Source organism: Streptomyces sp. HUAS MG56, from assembly GCF_058673395.1.
Genome location: NZ_CM178722.1, coordinates 8,061,356 through 8,077,703, shown reverse-complemented (window position 1 = coordinate 8,077,703; position 16,348 = coordinate 8,061,356). Strand labels below are relative to the sequence as shown.

Here is a 16,348-nt window from a genome sequence, read left to right as displayed (position 1 = left end):
CCGACCTGCGGATTCACGGAACTGCGGACAGAGCCAATTTCAAATAGCGCCATCAGACACGGCCGCCGTCACCACCAACGCCCCGCACCGCATCCGCGACCGTTCCGCTGCCCATGTTCTGCAGCTCCTGTCAGGGACACAGCGAATGGCAGAGCGCGATGAATGCGTTCTGCCAGTCGATCTGGGGGACCACCGCCTGGGGCCGCAGCCGGAACGCGCAGGGGGAGATCGACGAACAGGGCGGACGCAGCTGGAAGACCGCAGGGGACGTGGCGCCCGCGCAGCGCCGCCCTATCCTGGAGGTGCTGCACCACACCGCCGACACCATCCAGAAGACCTGCGACGAGCTCGCGCAGGTCGCGAACACCTGCCGGACGACTACCGAGAACCTCGCCAAGACGGCGGCCAAGGGGATGGTGGAGGACCTGACGGTCCGGCTCGACCCGCTGGAAATCCTCAAACTCGCGGCCACCGACATGTTCGGCGAGCTGGTGATGGCCTTCCGCAGGCACATGGACAGGGAGGCTGCGGACAAGGCCGTCGAGATCTACCAGCAGAAGTTCAGCGACGCCGCCACCACACTCCTCGGCCTGGAATGGGAATTGGACGAGGCGCTCAGAAGCGCGCCCCAGTTCACGGCAGAGGAAGCCAGGGCCGAGGCCTTCGGCGCACGCACACTCGACGCCTTCAAACATCAGTACAAGTGGACCGATCCGGCGGACACCAAGAACGGCGTCTACAAGATCGACCTGGCGAGCATGGAGTGGCTCGACGGCGGACACACCCTCGACAAGCACGTCGGAAAGTCCCCTCAGCAACTCGCACAACGCCTGCGCGACCAGGGTGATCCGCCGACCCAGTCGTGGCCGCACGGCAAGCCCTCGATCGGGGGTGCCTCCAGCTTCAAGGACCTAGACAGCGCGCAGCGGTTCACGCAGTACAACATCGATGCTCACTCCGCTCAGATCACGGCGTGGCTGAAGGGCCCTCCTCCGCCCGCCGACGGAGATGTCGAGAAGTTCGTCGGCCCCGGCCCCAACGGAGAGATCACGGGCACGAGCGTCACGAAGCAACCGTACGACCCGCAGGATCCGTTGAGCGGTTTCAAGCAGGGCGGGATGAATGCCAAGGTCGTCGATGTGAAGAACATCGATACGCGCCTGAAGTACGATTCCAGCCTCAATCCCCCGTTCGTCGTCATCACTTCCATGCCGGCGCGCTGATCGATTCCGTCTGGAACAGGAATGGAAACTGTTACCAAAAGTGCGTGGGAGGCAGCTGCCCTGCGTCTCCTGGAGGACCTCTACGTTTTCGTGGCGACCGGTCCGCGAACACACTCCGACTGGCGTGGCGACGTGCTGGCGGTCATGAACCGGGACGTCGACGATCCACGCGGATGGCTCACACTCGACTGGGACAAGGAGAATGAGGAGCGGACGCCGAGCAGACCGTCCTTTCCCTTTCTCCCTCTGTCCCGCGAAGCGCTGGCCGAGTGTCTGTACCCGGTCACGAGTGAGACAGCAGCTCGCCTGCTGGTGACCATGACCTACGAATGGGGACCGCCCGAGCCCGAGGACAAGACTGCGGGCGCGCTCGCCGACGCTCGGATCCTGCTCGACCGGTACGGCGAGGACATCTCCTGCTACAGCAACATCACCAAAGCCCGCACGTCCCCTTCCCCCGATCTCACAGCCGGCGTCACCGGCTGGAAACCGGTCACGCAATACGACGGCGACTACGGAGTCGTCGTCGTCTCACCGGACGAGGTCGGCGTCTTCTGGTCGTTCAACCCCATCTGACGGAGCCCAGACACTGTGCGTACCCGAAGTGCCACCTATCCCGACCGTGAGACCGCCCAGTGGGCGACCCAGCAGGTCGTCACCGCCAACGAGCAGGTCATTCATCGCTGGCTCGCCCAGTCCACGCGCCCCAGACTGACCATCGAGGCGTCCTGGCCGTCCCGGCCCGACCCGGTCGGGCGGGTGCTGTTGCAGGCCATGATGCTGGCCGGCCGGGAACCGGTCGACGTCCGCGCGACCCGGGTGGTCCTGAAGCGCGACACATCCCGGCCGCACGGCTTCGCTATCCACGCCACGTTCCCGGTCTATCTGTAGCCACCTGTAGCGACGATCCGTAGAGGCTGATCATCCGTGCCCCTGAGCCCCCTCGAACACGACCGCCGCTACGGCGAGCTCGACCAGGTGATGCGCGCCTACGCCGGACAGCCGGCCGACGACACTCCGGACAAGCCCAGCCAGGCCCTGACCGCCTACCTGCGGCAGACTTGGCAGAGTCGGCCCTGGGCGCTCGCCGTCGCGGAGCGGCAGGTGCGGGAGTACGCCGAGAATCCGCCGGGCCGGCTGCGTCTGCGCCTCGGCGAGTTCTACGCGCTCCCCGACATCGGCCTGCCCGACGGCGAGATCCAGCCATGGCTGTCCTGCCTCGCCGACCACATCAAGCACAGCATCGTGGAAGGCGAGGTCCCGCCCCCGGCCGCCCCCGCCACCCACTGGGAATGGCACGCCCGCTTCCCCGAGCTGGGCCAGTTCCTCAGCGGATGGTTCTCCCAGGACATGCCTGACGAGTTCGACGACCATGACGCGGCCGCCGACGACTACCGGACCTCCGCCGCCCCACAGCTCGTGGCCCGCCTCGTCGGGGAACTTTATGAGCTGCTCGCGCTCGACCTGGACGAGTCCGACTACGCCCTGGCCGTCGCCGAGCTGGGGATGGAAGTCGACCCGCCGGCACCGTATTCGCCGAGCGGCTGGCTCGCGGTGATCGCGGAGCGGTTCAGGGGGCCGCGTGCCGAGTACGGACCTCCGGACCAGGGAGCCACTGGCTGAGCCCGGTGTCCCCTGCGGGAGTGGACACGGCCTGGCGGGTCCGCCCGCTGCTTGGCCTCCATCCGGTCCGTTCTTGCCTGAGTCGTCCGGCCGCCGGACAGACGCAGCGTTCCGACGACGACCGCTGGCGGTCGGCCCGTTGGCGTCGGCTTTATCCGTAGCAGCTCGCCACGCTTCAGCGGTGGTCATGCGGGTCCACGGCGGCGCTAGGGACGGTGGTAGCGGGTTGCTGTCGGATGCAGAGCCGACCGGGCCATCCACGGCGCGACCTTGCAACCTGTCCTCGGCTGCTGCGTCAACCGTCGCCCTGCTCGATGTCCAGATGGATCGGACCCCGAAGGACGGGGCTGGGCCGGTACGGCGGCGGGTCGGTGACCAGCCTGGGGCGGTCGAGGCGGCGTACCAGCTCGGTCAGCGCGATCTGGGTTTCCAGCCGGGCCAGCGGGCCGCCGAAACACAGGTGGATGCCGCTGCCGAACCCCAGGTGCTGGTTGTCCCGCCGATCCGGGTCGAAGCGGTCCGGATCGTGGAAGCGCTTCGGATCGCGGCTGCCTGAGGCCAGCATCAGCATGATCTGCGAGCCCTTGGGGATGACTGTGTCGGCGACGGTGATGTCGCTGTACGCCGCCCGCCAGGGAATGATCTGCACGGGAGGCTCGTAGCGCAGCACTTCCTCGACCAGCGGTACGACGAGGGCCGGTTCGTCGCGCAGGCGTTGCAGCACCCGCGGGTGGCGCAGCAGCGTCAGCATGCCGTTGGCGATGAGGTTGACGATGGTCTCGTGGCCGGCGATGAGGAGCAGTTTGGCGGTGGCGACGATCTCGGCGTCGGCCATCCGACCATCGGGCCCCTCGTCGTTGGCCAGCCGTGACAGCAGGCCGTCTCCCGGCCGGCCGCGGCGCTGTTCCACCAACTCGCCGAGGCACTGGAGCAAGTCCTTGCGGGCCTGTACGCCCTTGTCCCGTCTCTCCTTCGGGTCGGTCTTCGGGTCGTAGTCGACCGCGTTCATGATGTCGTTCACCCAGAGGTGGAACCTCGGCTCGTCCTCGCGTGGCACGCCGAGCAGGTGGCAGGTCACGGTTACGGGGAACGGGAAGGCGAAATCGTCGACGATGTCGATCCGCTCCTTGCCCGCCAGATCGTCGATCAGACTGCCGACGGTGGCAGTCAGGAAGTCTTCGAGTCCGGTCACCAGCCCAGGCGTGTGCGGGGGGCCGAATTGACGCATCGCCATACGCCGCAGGCGATCGTGCTCGGGCGAGTCCATGTGGATGAACGACGACGTGGCCACTCCCTCGACTGAGGGCATCGCATGCGACAGATTGCGCACGTCGGAACTCAGATGCGGGTCATTCAGCGTGTCCGTGATCTCGCGGTAGGTGCTGATGACGTAGCTGCCGTCCTCCTGCCGAGCCACGGGCGTCTTGCGCAGCTCGGCATACAGCGGGTACGGGTCGGCCCGGGCGGCGTAGTCGAAGATCCGTTGGAGCGTTCCGGGCATCCCGGTCGTGGTCGTCTGGCCTTCCTCCTGCCGGAACCGGCGCCCGGCCGTGGCGCAGCGCTCCCCGGGGTCATGGCTTGTGACGGCCACCGTGGCTTCCTGCGCGAGCAGGGCGGGGCCGGGAAAGTCGACGGGCACCGGTTTCATATCGGCTGGCTGGTCCGGAGTGGGGCAGGGTGGCGGGAACGGTGCGGCCGTCTCGATCAACCGTCGGTAGTGGTCGAGCCACTTGCCGTTGTTGAAGCTGACGGCAGCCGTGACACGGCCCCGATAGCCGTATGCGGTGACGAAACGGTGGTCGTCCAGCGATCCCTGGGTGACTGCCACCTCGTCGGCGAAGGTCGGCAGGCCGACGGACTTGATGTTGACGCCGAACTGGATCGACCAGAACAGCGGGATGGACAGGTGGGACCGACGGTCCGCCTGGGCGCTGACCATGTTGTGTGCCGCGACCTCGGCCTGCTCCACGGCGTTGGCCCAGTGCTCCAGTGCGATGAGCCGGTATCCGCAGATGGGGTTCGGGCAACGTGCCACGTCGCCCGCGGCGAAGACGTCATCGGTGACGCGGCCATTGACGTCGAGGGCGCGGCAGCCCGTGTCACAGGTGATTCCCCACACGCCCGCAGCCAGTCCCGCCCCCCGCAACCACTCGGTGTTGCGGATGCTCCCGAGTGCCACGACCGCCACATCGGCGTCGACCGTACTGCCGTCGTCGAAATGCGCACGCCGAAACCGTCCCTGCGCGTCGCCCTCCAGCTGGGCGACCTTGACACCGCAGCGCAGGTCCACACCGTGAGCGCGCTGCATGTCGGCCGCAACCTCGCCGATCACGGGGCCGAACGCCCCGACCAGCGGGGCGGGCGCGAGTTCGGCGACGGTCACCGGGATGTCCCGTTCGCGGCAGACGGAGGCGATCTCGGAGCCGGTGAATCCCGCACCGATGACCAGCACACGGGAGGGCCCGGCGGCGAGGGCCCGCTGCAGGCTCTCGGCATGCTCGCGTGTACGCACGACGAACACCCCGTCCAGCGCCGCCTCGGACTCGACGAACCACGGCCGGGCCCGTACCCCAGTGGAGATCAGCACCCGGTCGAAGGGAACCTCGCGTCCGTCGGCGAGACGCACGTGGTTCGTCGCAAGGTTCAGGCCACTTGCGGGCACACCCAGCAGCCACTCCGCGTCGATGCCACAACGGCGGGGCAAAGCGGTGCCCCCGACCGGCACCCACCCGGTCAGTACCTGCTTGGACAGGGGAGGCCGGTCGTAGGGCTCGCCCAACTCATCACCGATCATGGTCAGCGAACCGGTGAAACCCTCGTCCCGCAGAGCCTCCGCAGCCCGCAGCCCCGCCAGCGACGCCCCGACGACCACGATGCGGCCCTCGCGCCTGAACGCCTGCAGATCATTGGCGCTGGTCATGACGGCCACGCCTCCGCCGGTGCGTGCCACGCCCCCAGCCGGTCGACCAGAATGGCCTGGACCGGGCAGGCCGCCGCGGCGCGCAGCACCTGGTCACGCCAGGCGTCATCCGGGCTCGGGTCGTACATCAGCGCTTCCTCACCGTGCATCCGGAACACCTCCGGAGCCAGGAACGCGCACTGCGCATACCCCTCACATCGGGAAAGATCAACGACAACTTTCACCCCGACCTCCACAGGAAGTGGGAGCTGCAGACCCTCAAGCCGGCGCCACTCCTGCGCGCAACCAAGGAGGATGGCCGCTGCCTCACCCCTGCGAAGTGCGAGGGGATGCACCGCACTCGCCCAGGGAATGAATTGATCATCACGGCAAGGCGATCGGCGCCCGGCCAGGGACGTATCCCTGGCTGCGTCTGCATTTTGGATATATAAGCGGCGCTCTCTTGGATTGCCGTTTCGACGGAAACTGTGTGGCACGGTGCGCCGGTATAACGTCAGAAAATCAGCGTAACAGCGGCACCGATACCGGCGACTCCAGCATTGATCGATCAGATGGCGCAGGTCAGCGATCCGGCCCTGCACTTCGCCAGCTGCCGGGGGCGCTCGCCCAAGGTCAGTAGAAATCAAGCATGGCAGGCAGCACCTGCCTGTGTGCCTCTCAGCCCCGCGCGCACAGCAGTGTGATCAAATAGGGCATGGCATCGTCCTGGACCGGTAATCGGGTACGCCTTCGCGCTATCGAGCCCGACGACTGGACGGCGTTCATGCGCTTCGCCGAGGATGACGGGCGGCGAGGGAGCCGCCTGGATCTGCCGCGGTCCGCCGAGAGCTACCGTGCCTGGGCGAAGGAGCAAGCCGTCGCCAAGTGCGATGACGACCGCTTCCGGTTGGCAGTCGAAGCGACGGCCACGGGAGAGCTGGTTGGCACAGTCGGCTCGCATCGCACCGGCCCTCGTTCCGGCTGGTTCGAGTTCGATGTCACGATCGACGCTGACCACCGGCGCAAGGGCTACGCGGCAGAAGCCGTAGTGCTGCTGCTGCGCTTCATGTTCGCCGAGCGGCGCTATCACAAATGCCTGGCAGCGGTCCTCGCCCACAACGAGGCATCGCTGGCACTTTTCCGTCGGCTCGGCTTCACCGAGGAGGGGCGCTTGCGGGAACACGTTTTCTTCGCCGGCCGGCACCACGACCTCGTCATGATGGGCATGCTCGCAGGCGAATTCGACCAGCGACACACGATGAGGGAACCATGAGCAGGTCGTCCAGGCGTGTGCGGAACGGCACTGTTACTTGATCAACGTGCACTGTTCGCTGGTGGAGGCGTCCTGCTACCGAACGCAGGACTGACCTCAGCCGCGCAAGGTCGCGCGCAGGCGCAAGCCGACAGTTGCGAGACCTTCGAGGGTGGTGACCTGGTAGCTGGCTTCCGGTCCCGGCGGCTCGCTCAAGTGGTAGCAGCGGGCGGTCTGCGCAGTCAGGAGCGTCAGCATCGCCATGGCCAGAGCCGCCCCCTCGCAGCCGTGCGGGCCGGTACCGAAAGAGAGGAAGACCCCGGGTTTCGCCGGCGAGCCCGAATCATCGAGCCAGCGCTCGGGCCGGAACTGGTCCGGCTCGGGATATTCCCGTGCGTCGCGGTGGGCGGTGTAGGGGCAGATGAGAACGGTGGATCCGGCGTCGATGGTGTAGTCGGCGAGTTGAGTCTGTCGCGGGGCGCGCCGGGTCAGTAGCCAGCTCGGGGGGTACAGCCGGAGAACCTCATGTACCAGTGCCTGGGTGTATTGCAGGCTGCCGAGGTGGGCGCTGGTCGTCGCGGCCGGGTCCGCTGGCAGCGAGGCGGCTTCAGCCGCGACGCGGTTCGCTGCCTGGGGGTGCCGGGCCAGGTGGAGCAGGATCCATCCGGCTGCCCGGGAAGGGGTCTCGAAGGTGGCGACGGTGATTCCGGGGAGTGTGTCGAGGATGGCTTCTTCCGGCAGTAGGCCGTAGTGGGGAGAGGGCCGGAGCATCTGTCCCAGCATGTCGTCACCGAGCCGGCCCGATGAACGACGCCGGCGGACGATGGGCCGCAAAGCGTCGGTGAAGGCGACTTGCTGCCGTGTGCGGAACCGCCGTGCCGGTGTGGGGATCCAGGGGGGCCACACCCAACGCGAGGGGCGTACGAGCACCTCCCGGGCCAGGAAGAGCTGTGCGGCATAGGGCAGCAGGGTGGGAGCGTCTTCGGAGAAGAGGTAGCTCACGCCGATCTCTGCCAGGGCATGCCGGACCGGGGGCAGAATCTCGACGTCCTGGCCCGTGGGCCACTGGTCAGCAAATCGGGCAGTCTGGGGCGCAATCTCACCGATCCGGGCTGCAACCGCCTGCGCACGCAGTCCGCGCCTGCGGGCGGCGCGAGCGTGCGCACGCTCCTCGGGTGTCGGTGCCCCGCTCGACCGCTTCAACGGCGGGAAGAGAGGCGAGGATGCCTTGGGGAAATCCTGCGCGTGGCGCAGGACCGCTTCACACGGCCCGGCCGCAGCGGCTACGTAGACACCCGGCTCCAGCTGCCAGACGTCCCCACACTCTTCAGCCCCACGGCGCGCCAACGCCAGCCGGTCGCGGCTCCAGGCCGCAAAGCTGCCTCCGGGCAACCGCGGCGGCTCATTCCTTCGGCCCATGAGATCGTCCCTGGCTCTCGTACCTATCCAGGCCGATATCGACGGCAGCGCAGGGGACTGGCGGACGCCCAAGGGCGCCCGCCCACAGTGCGGTCCGTCCTAGTCGTCGCCGGCGTACGCAACCCATTCGTGGGCCCCATACGCACCGTAGTGGCGGGTGAAGGACAGCTTGCCGAGCAGCTTGGCGATCATGATGCGCTCCTCTCACCTGTCTTCAGCGCCAAACGCCACATATGACATATTGCCACGCACGCCACATCAACGATATAGGTCATATTTCTGCACCTGTCGCGCGCATTCGAAGAAGAGCAGCGGGATAGGGAGCAAGGACTCTCGACGGCGGCCGAACCAGCGTTCAGCCGCCGCCGACACACCCACCACGCTGCTGGCCTGGCATCGGCAACTCATCGCCTGGAAGTGGACGTTTCCTCAGCACCGCAGCCCCGTGTCGAGACCCCGGCAGGCCCTCCACCGCACCCGCCGTCAAGCAACTCATCTTGCGACTGGCGAAGGAGAACCACTCCTGGAGCCACCGCCGGATGCAAGGCGAGCTCGCCCGCCTTGGCTACCCGATCGCTCCATCCACGGTCGGCCCATCCGCGCCTTGCCCTTGACGCGGGTTTCGCCCGCCGAACCTGCCTCGACCAGGCCAAGACAGGATGACAACTTCGGCTGGGCGCGCGGACCGCGCCCGAGCACCCCTTCGAGGTCCTTGCCCGCCGCTCCGGTAGGCAGTGCTGTGACTCCTTTCTGTGTGGCCCCCACCCGGATCCGCTCCTGGACCGCGGCAGGACATGGTCGCCTCGGATGACGCGACAGCGGGGCTGGACAAGGTCAACCCTGCCCAGCCCCGCTTCGGGGCCGAACGCGCCGTGATCGGCTGCGGACCCGCATCAGCTCACGTCAGCTGACCTTCACGGTGACGGGCGAGGAGTGGAAGGTGCCGGACTTGGTCGCCACCCGCACCTGCTCCGTACCCTTGTTGGTGAATGTCCGCCTGATCGTGTAGGTGCCGTTCTTGTTGACGGCCGCCGTGGTCCTCAACGTGGTCCACTTGCCGTTGCGCATGCGCTGGAGCACCAGCGTGGAACCGGCCTTGATGCCCCTGACTCGGCCCGTGAACACCACGGTGTTGCCCACCTTGACGGCCTTGCGGTTGGCCGAGACGGTGATCGAACCCATCGCGGTCGGCGTCCGCGACGGCTTCATGCTCGGCATGCCGGTACGGGTCACGGAGGGCTTGGGGGTCGGCGTCCCGGTCGCGGCGACGGCACCGGCCGTACCGGTCGACAGCAGGGCGGCGGACAGAGCACCGGCGGCGAGCGCACGGGCGTGGCGGCTTCGGGTCACGCTCATTGTGGGTCTCCTGGCTTCGTAGGAGTTTCCCCCCTGGGAGCGAGTCAGCCATTCGGGCGGCTCGCGAACCCAGGCTGGCCCAAGCACGGCGGACCGGCATGTCGAAGCGAGTACGTCAGCCGTTGAAACGCCCGTCGCGTCCGATAAAGCCGCAGGTCAGGCAACGCGATCTCCCACCAGCCGCGGCTATCTCACTTTTACCACGCATCACTGAAATGGCGTAACTAAGTTACATAGAGTAGCCACCGTGGAGTTGCTGGATGGCCGACCTCCTGATCATGTAGCCCGGATCGAAGTCCCGCCGTACGTGCCGTCCGCACCCCTCTGTGACAGCGTGGCGCAGGACTTGAGCCGCTCAGTCGTCCATGTGGTGACGCAGCCAACTCGTTCAGCGAAGCGCGCGTCGGTTGCCCAGTCGCTCACGGCATCCACGCCTGAATCAACGTTGAACCCTGCCAGGCGGCCACCGCCGCAAGGGAACTCGTCCAAGCGAACGCGTCATCCCTTCGGCGGAGATCGGTCAGGGCAATAGCCTGCCTGGACCGCACCTGTGCCGCAGTGCGTGCCGGTCGCTGGAGGCCACCCGTTCGGGGGTGTTTGCCGGGCGGGGGTCGGTCGCGCCGAGTTTTTCTGGTGTGGTGCCCGTCCGGCAGGCAAGAGACCGGTCGGGCCCTAGACGAGGAGAAACCGTGTCTCAGCACAGCATCAGGCAGTACAAGGACGCCCACACCGTCATCTACGGCGGCACCGGCCTGGACCGCAACGTCACCGAGGAGCAGGCCGGCCACGCGGCTGCCTGGGAGGCTACCCGGAAGCTGAAGGAGTCCGGGCAGCCGATCGACAACCAGAGCCTGACCAACACCCTGGAGGCACTGGCGCGCCAGCAGGCCGAACGGCTCATGACCGACCTCGGCCTGGACCACCTTGACGAACAGCAGGTCAAGCGCCACGCGGCGGCCGCAGCGGCGCGCATCGCCCCGGAGTTCGCCACCGCCTGACCGCATCGGCTCGCCCCCTCCGGTTCTCCCTCACCGGAGGGGGCCACCGTCAACCTCCCCATGTTGTGAGGCACAGCGGAACCTGGCGCCACTGGCATGCTTCGGAACTGCATTCCAGGGGACACCACACGACCTTTGACACCAACGCGTCGCCGTCGCCCCGGACTGGGACGGCACCTGCCCGGCAGTAGGCAACCTGAATCGCTTCTTCGAGGACTCCTACAACCGGACCCCGCACGCCGTCGCCCTCGAATGCGGAGAGCAGCGGGCTGACCTATGCCGAACTGGACGCCCGGGCCAACCAGATCGCCCACCGGCTGCGTGGTCTCGGCCTCGGCTCGGATAGTAGTGTGGCGCTGCTCTTGCCGAGGCCGGTCGAGATGTACGCGAGCCTGCTCGGCGTGTGCAAAGCGGGCGCGGCGTTCGTACCGGTCGACCCGGCGACGCCCGTCGACCGGGTGGACTTCATCCTCCGAGATGCCGGCGTCGATGCCCTGCTCACCACCTCCGCCCTGGCATCCGGCGCACCGTGCCCGGTCATCGAGATCGACGGATGCGTCGAGGAGTGGACGCTGCTGCCGTCCACACGGCCGCCTGAAGACGCCGAGAGGTGCGGGCCCGCTGGCGTACATCATGTACACCTCGGGCTCGAACGGCAGGCCCAAGGGGGCGGAGATCGCCCGGTCCAGCATCCGCAGCTTCCTGCGGGTCGTCGGCCCGGTCTACGACATGCGGCCCGGCGACCGCGTCTACCAGGACATGACCATCTCCTTCGACTTCTCCATCGAGGAGATCTGGCCCACCTGGGCCGCTTGCGCCACCGTCATCGCCGGCCCGACGGACTCGGCACGGCTGGGGGCCGGGCTCGCTGACTTCCTGGACCCGCGCGAGGCACAGCCATAACAGCCTCCTCGGCCACCAGGCCGGTCTTGACCAGCGCATCAGGCGCGGAGCGCCAGCCGTTTCCACCGCGCCAGACCCACGCGGCCCTGGGCGCGGGATGTCACAGCCCCGGCGCACTCCAGAGCGGGAACCAGCGGCCGAGATCCTGTTCGACCCGCAGGTCGTTGGCAATCACCGTCTTCACCTGGAGCTCCATCGCGTTGTCGCGTTTTTCACCTGGCAGTGGCGAGAACGGGTAGAAGGTTCCCCGCTTGTACAAGTACACGAGCGCGAGCCTGCGGCCCTCCGGGTTGGCCAAAGCGACCAGAGAGCACAGCAGTTGCGGGCCGAAGCCGTTGTCCTGCAGGGCGGTGTTCACCGCGTGCAGGTCGTTGACAAGGGAGACGATGTCGTCCGGCGACTGTCGGGAGAGCAGCCAGGTGTAGCCGTAGCTGTCGCGGCTGATCTCGACCGGGGTGCCCTGGTCGGCGTTGAGCAGCGCCTGAACGTCCTGCTGGACCTGGGCGAAGGCACCGCCCTCTGCGGCAGCGAAGCACACCGAGCCAAGGCCGGTCGGAGTGAAGCCGGCTGCAGCCTGGAGGGTGATCGCGGCGGAGGGCAGGCCGAAGAGCTGGTCGAGGTCAGGGCTGACGGGCTTGGTGCGGCCGAGCAGCGCGTCGAGAAAGCCCATGGCGGAGCTGTTCCTTCCTGGTCAGGGCGTCGGGCGTCAGCGGCCCAGCTCGGCGGAGATGCGGCCGAGCTGGTCGAGTCGCTGCTCCAGTGTCGGGTGGGTGGAGAGCAGGTTGCCCGCGCTCTGCCGCGCGGAGAAGGCCGGGGCGAAGTAGAAGGCGTTGAACGGCTCGGCCTGGCGCAGGTCGCGCGTCGGGATCGCGCCCATCGCGCCGGTGACCTTGGTGAGCGCCGAGGCCAGCGCGGAAGGGCGGCCGGTGAGCAGCGCCGCCGAGCGGTCGGCGGACAGCTCGCGATAGCGCGACAGCAGGCGCGTCAGCAGGAAGCTGACCGCGTAGACGACGGCGCTGACCGCGATCACCACCAGCAGGGCCAGGCCCTCGTCGTCACGGTCGTCGCGGCGGTCACCGAACCCGCCCCACAGACCAAACTGAAGGCCCACCCGTGTAAGGAAGCCGGCCATCACGCCGAGGAACCCGGCGATCGTCATCACGGCAACGTCCTTGTGCGCGACGTGCGAGAGCTCGTGCGCGAGCACGCCCTCCAGCTCCTCCGGCTCCAGACGGCGCAGCAGGCCGGTCGTGGCGCAGATCACGGCGTTGTTCGCATTGCGGCCGGTCGCGAATGCGTTCGGGACGTCGCTGTCGGCGACGGCGACACGGGGCTTGGGCATGTCGGCCAGGGCACAGAGACGATCGACCGCGCCGTGCAGTTCCGGGTACTCCTGCTCGGTGACCTCACGGGCGCCCATGCTGAACGTGGCGATCTTGTCGCTGAACCAGAACTGCGCGATGAAAATGCCACCCGCGATGACGGCCACCAGCGGCCAGGCACCGCGTAGCAGCACGAGCAGCGCCCCGACGAAGACCACGTAGAGCAAGCCGATCATGAACATGGTGGCCACCATGCGGCTGGTCAGGCCCCGGTCCGGCGCGAATCTCGTCCCGCTCATCGGCCATGCTCCACTTCTGTTCGGACCCCCGCTGGATCCCACTGTGGTGACGTTCGACAAGCCCCGGAAGTTCCCATGCGGCGTGGCCGGCGTGAGGATCTCGGATGTGCCGGAGGGCAGCTGCGGCAGCGGGGGTGCCCTTTCCTGTATAGCCGCCGGAACGCGATCGGAGAGAACCCACCGAAAGCGGTCGGCCGACTACGGCCTCCCGTCAGCTGTCACCGCGCGACAGCCTCGCGAGCGGGGTGGGCCGATGGCCGCGCCGAGCACAGCGTTGTTGGGCAGCAACACCTGACCGTCCTCCGTATGGAGTTGGACGAACAACAGGGTCATGTCCGTCACCTCGCCCTCGATCCGGCCTCCGAGGGGTCCGGACTGAATGCTGATCCGCTCACCGATCGCGAAAGGGTGCGAGACGAGCAGTACCAGACCAGCGCAGATATTGCCGAAGACCGGCTGCGCGGCGATCCCGAGGATCACTCCGGTCAGCGCGCCGCCCAGCAGGAGCTTTTCCCACGGCACTCGGACCAGGCTGAGGGCGCCGAGAATGACCAGGGCATAGCCGCAAAGCAGGCAGAGGACCCGCAGCGCGGCCGACCGGCTGTCGCTGATCCGCCCGGTCAGAAGCTTCACCAGATACCTTCGTGCTCCGGCGTCCACTCGTCGGTGGTCCGCATACAGACGTGGTGTGCGAGGCGGCCCGGGTCTACGGCGCAGGGGCCGAATATCCGCCAGGGCGCTCGGCACTCTGAGGACGACGCGGCCCTCGGCCTGGGTGCCCAGGCTCGACACCCGGCGACCCGGCAAGCAGGAAGAGGCCGACGCTCAGGAAGAATGAGGCCGTTATCCCCCGGCGCGTGTCGTGCTCATCTTCGAAGGTTTCCGCATCAGCCCCTCCCGATCGCCCAAAGTGCGGCTGCCGTTCGGCCACGGCCTCCTCACCACATCCGCGGGCATTGCCAGGGCCGGGAACGGGTGCTGTCCTGCAGCGCGTGCGCCTCGCTGCTGCTGTCCGGCCGGGCGGCGCCTGGCCCGGCAAGCCGATGAAGCACCTCTGCGCAGCCTCACGTCACACAGGTAATCCGGACAGCGTCCGCTAAAGGTGTCTTGAGGGCCGTCCGGGCAGGAGCCCTCAAATGTGCGGCGCTGGTTCAGGTATCGCGGCGGGCGGCCGAGGCGGGTTCCCTCGTGTGGCAATCCCCCACGCACCTGCTCATTTGCGTGATCTTGCAACTAACGTGACGCCCTATGCGTCCTACCCGTCATCGACAGAGCACCCGACGACCGACCGGACGGACTGGGCACGTGCAAGAGCAGCAAGCCGGAGCGACCGACAGCGGCGAGGTGTGGCGGCAAGGTCAGCAGCCCGCACATCTCGACTGGGAGGTGTCGTCGCCCGCCACGACGTACCGATCTTCTCCGGCGGAGACAGAAACCAGACGCTCCGGCCGCCGAGGGTGTCTGGTGGGTCTGGCCCTCGCAGCCGTACTCGTCATCGCCGCTGCCCTCGGTGCCCTCTGGTGGCTGACCCGACCGCCCGCACTGCCCACCATTCCCGGTCAGTATCTGGCGACCGTTCAGTCAGCCACCAAGACCTGCCCGGAGCTGAGCGTTCCGATGCTGGCCGCGCAACTCGACGCGGAGAGCCACTGGAATCCGAAGGCGAACTCCGGCAAAGCCCAGGGCATCGCGCAGTTCCAACCCTCGACCTGGGCGGAGTGGGGCAAGGACTACACCGGCGACGGCCGGGCCGACGTGTGGAACCCACAAGACGCCATCCCGGCCCAGGGCGCCTACATGTGCCACCTGTTCAAGGAGGTCAAGGGCGTCCCCGGCGACCCCACCCAGCTCGCACTCGCCGCGTACAACGCCGGCCCCAACGCGGTACTCAAGGCCCAGGGCATCCCACAGATCCCCGAGACACAGAACTACGTCAACCGGATCGAGACACTGATCCCGAAGTACACCCAGACCTACGCCAAGCAGATCAGCGCGTCGCCCAACCCTCCGGGCGACTAAAGCCCCCTGCACCGAGTCAGACGATCAACGACCCCGGACTGGGCATCGTCACGAGAACCCGGGCGGACGACCGGGCTCTGCTGGCCGGGCTCGACGCCTGGCGACGGCTGTGCCGTCCGCTCCTGGTCGCGGCCTCCCGCAAGCGATTCCTGGGCACGCTGCCGGCGGACCCGGCGACCGGCGATCCCCGATCGCCGCCGCCCAGGGAGCCTGAGCCGTCCGGGTGCACAAGGTACGGGCCACGGCCGACGCGGTCCGCATCGAGGCCGCGATCAGAACGGCCAGGACACCGGAGCCCGGCTCGGACCTGTGAGCGAGAGCGGCGTGGACGAGGTGTATGGACCACCTCAGTCGGGAGCGGAACGGCGAACAGTGCCGCCCGTGCGGAGACAGACATCCGATGCGGTTGATCAGTCAAGCGGTGTCGGGGAAGGCGGTCTGCTCGTCGTAGCCCCGGCCCGCCGGCAGGGACAGCACGGCGTCGGCGGGATGGACGTTGCCCGCGCCCCGGCCTCGGTGGGCGCGACCCGGGTGACCCGGACCATCCCGAACACGGTGGCCGGCCAGCGCGCGTGTCCGGTCCCCTGCCAGGGCCGCACACGGCCTTCCGGCCCCACCACGACCGGGCCGCCACCGGAACGAACCTGTTCCTCCTCTCGCACCGCGCGCAGCTCGAGGCGGCCCTGCAGCAGCAGGCGAAGCAGTTCCCGCCCGGCCGTCCAGGTATTCCTCCAGTTCAGTGTGGGTCCAGGTGCCCGCATCGCTGCCTGACAGCGAGGTGGTCAGCATCTCGAAGGCGCTGAGGGAGCGGCAAAGGGGTCAGCGGCGGCATCAGTGTCGTACGGTGTCATCTTCAAGGCTCTTCCCGTCCAGCATCGTTTGGGTCGCGCCTTCGAATGTAGGCACGGAAGAGCCCTACTGTTGACGGGAGTTGGGCGAAGCACCGCCCCGACGGGGGCCAAAGTGAACAGGCCCCGGAACATCCTCATCCAGCCAGCCCCCGCTCCACCAGCCGCTTCATTCGCCCGCGTGGCC

At 67.8% G+C, this 16,348-nt stretch carries 15 protein-coding genes and 2 pseudogenes; 9 read left to right on the top strand and 8 right to left on the bottom strand.

The features are described from left to right. The first annotated feature begins 113 nt into the window (after nucleotides 1–113). The 4 genes from AC4OXY_RS37745 (at nucleotide 114) to AC4OXY_RS37730 (ending at nucleotide 2,846) form a co-directional block, all read left to right on the top strand. Nucleotides 114–1,223 (top strand): RNase A-like domain-containing protein, encoded by a 1,110-nt coding sequence (locus AC4OXY_RS37745; RefSeq protein WP_491991861.1) that lies wholly within the window; start codon nucleotides 114–116, stop codon nucleotides 1,221–1,223. Between the two features lie 318 nt (nucleotides 1,224–1,541). After that, entirely contained in the window at nucleotides 1,542–1,799 is a 258-nt protein-coding gene (locus AC4OXY_RS37740; RefSeq protein WP_491991860.1) for a hypothetical protein, read from the top strand. A gap of 15 nt (nucleotides 1,800–1,814) precedes the next feature. Then, a complete protein-coding gene (locus tag AC4OXY_RS37735; RefSeq protein ID WP_362820353.1) occupies nucleotides 1,815–2,114 on the top strand; it encodes an RNase A-like domain-containing protein in 300 nt (99 codons plus the stop codon). A 36-nt stretch (nucleotides 2,115–2,150) separates the two neighbouring features. Then, on the top strand, nucleotides 2,151–2,846 hold the full coding sequence (locus AC4OXY_RS37730; RefSeq protein ID WP_491991859.1) for a contact-dependent growth inhibition system immunity protein: 696 nt from the start codon (nucleotides 2,151–2,153) through the stop codon (nucleotides 2,844–2,846). A gap of 295 nt (nucleotides 2,847–3,141) precedes the next feature. Here AC4OXY_RS37730 and AC4OXY_RS37725 read toward each other — a convergent pair whose 3' ends face one another. The 3 genes and pseudogenes from AC4OXY_RS37725 to AC4OXY_RS37715 all read right to left on the bottom strand — a co-directional run bounded on the left by AC4OXY_RS37725 (nucleotide 3,142) and on the right by AC4OXY_RS37715 (nucleotide 5,990). After that, entirely contained in the window at nucleotides 3,142–4,347 is a 1,206-nt protein-coding gene (locus AC4OXY_RS37725; RefSeq protein ID WP_491994701.1) for a cytochrome P450, read from the bottom strand. 57 nt (nucleotides 4,348–4,404) lie between these two features. Beyond that, nucleotides 4,405–5,766 (bottom strand): annotated as a pseudogene (locus tag AC4OXY_RS37720) (NAD(P)/FAD-dependent oxidoreductase); the annotation flags it as partial. After that, nucleotides 5,763–5,990, bottom strand: coding sequence for a ferredoxin (locus tag AC4OXY_RS37715; protein WP_376288781.1), 228 nt, complete (start codon nucleotides 5,988–5,990; stop codon nucleotides 5,763–5,765). The pseudogene AC4OXY_RS37720 and the gene AC4OXY_RS37715, both read right to left, overlap by 4 nt. Nucleotides 5,991–6,460: 470 nt before the next feature. Here AC4OXY_RS37715 and AC4OXY_RS37710 point away from each other — a divergent pair, with 470 nt between their 5' ends. Then, complete coding sequence (locus tag AC4OXY_RS37710) at nucleotides 6,461–7,018, top strand: GNAT family N-acetyltransferase (RefSeq protein WP_356038764.1); 558 nt, start codon at nucleotides 6,461–6,463, stop codon at nucleotides 7,016–7,018. A gap of 96 nt (nucleotides 7,019–7,114) precedes the next feature. Here AC4OXY_RS37710 and AC4OXY_RS37705 read toward each other — a convergent pair whose 3' ends face one another. Then, complete coding sequence (locus AC4OXY_RS37705; protein ID WP_491991858.1) at nucleotides 7,115–7,999, bottom strand: cytochrome P450; 885 nt, start codon at nucleotides 7,997–7,999, stop codon at nucleotides 7,115–7,117. 1,320 nt (nucleotides 8,000–9,319) lie between these two features. Continuing rightward, nucleotides 9,320–9,772: a hypothetical protein gene (locus AC4OXY_RS37700; protein ID WP_356038758.1), complete on the bottom strand. Its 453-nt coding sequence runs from the start codon at nucleotides 9,770–9,772 to the stop codon at nucleotides 9,320–9,322. Between the two features lie 689 nt (nucleotides 9,773–10,461). Here AC4OXY_RS37700 and AC4OXY_RS37695 point away from each other — a divergent pair. The 3 genes and pseudogenes from AC4OXY_RS37695 to AC4OXY_RS37685 all read left to right on the top strand — a co-directional run bounded on the left by AC4OXY_RS37695 (nucleotide 10,462) and on the right by AC4OXY_RS37685 (nucleotide 11,673). Then, the gene (locus AC4OXY_RS37695) at nucleotides 10,462–10,770 is read left to right on the top strand and encodes a DUF3759 domain-containing protein (RefSeq protein WP_071379009.1); all 309 of its coding nucleotides are present in this window, start codon (nucleotides 10,462–10,464) and stop codon (nucleotides 10,768–10,770) included. 200 nt (nucleotides 10,771–10,970) lie between these two features. Next, nucleotides 10,971–11,285, top strand: a pseudogene (locus tag AC4OXY_RS37690) (AMP-binding protein); the annotation flags it as partial. A 118-nt stretch (nucleotides 11,286–11,403) separates the two neighbouring features. Then, entirely contained in the window at nucleotides 11,404–11,673 is a 270-nt protein-coding gene (locus AC4OXY_RS37685; protein ID WP_491991857.1) for an AMP-binding protein, read from the top strand. A 100-nt stretch (nucleotides 11,674–11,773) separates the two neighbouring features. Here AC4OXY_RS37685 and pspAB read toward each other — a convergent pair whose 3' ends face one another. The 3 genes from pspAB to AC4OXY_RS37670 form a co-directional block, all read right to left on the bottom strand. Then, entirely contained in the window at nucleotides 11,774–12,343 is a 570-nt protein-coding gene (pspAB, locus tag AC4OXY_RS37680) for a PspA-associated protein PspAB (RefSeq protein WP_491991856.1), read from the bottom strand. A gap of 36 nt (nucleotides 12,344–12,379) precedes the next feature. Next, the gene (gene htpX, locus AC4OXY_RS37675; protein ID WP_362820381.1) at nucleotides 12,380–13,294 is read right to left on the bottom strand and encodes a zinc metalloprotease HtpX; all 915 of its coding nucleotides are present in this window, start codon (nucleotides 13,292–13,294) and stop codon (nucleotides 12,380–12,382) included. Nucleotides 13,295–13,492: 198 nt separating this feature from the next. Then, nucleotides 13,493–13,927, bottom strand: coding sequence for a mechanosensitive ion channel domain-containing protein (locus AC4OXY_RS37670; RefSeq protein WP_491991855.1), 435 nt, complete (start codon nucleotides 13,925–13,927; stop codon nucleotides 13,493–13,495). A gap of 831 nt (nucleotides 13,928–14,758) precedes the next feature. On the opposite strand from AC4OXY_RS37670, the gene AC4OXY_RS37665 reads away from it, so the two are divergent. After that, on the top strand, nucleotides 14,759–15,313 hold the full coding sequence (locus tag AC4OXY_RS37665) for a lytic transglycosylase domain-containing protein (protein WP_376288649.1): 555 nt from the start codon (nucleotides 14,759–14,761) through the stop codon (nucleotides 15,311–15,313). Nucleotides 15,314–16,348 lie beyond the last annotated feature (1,035 nt).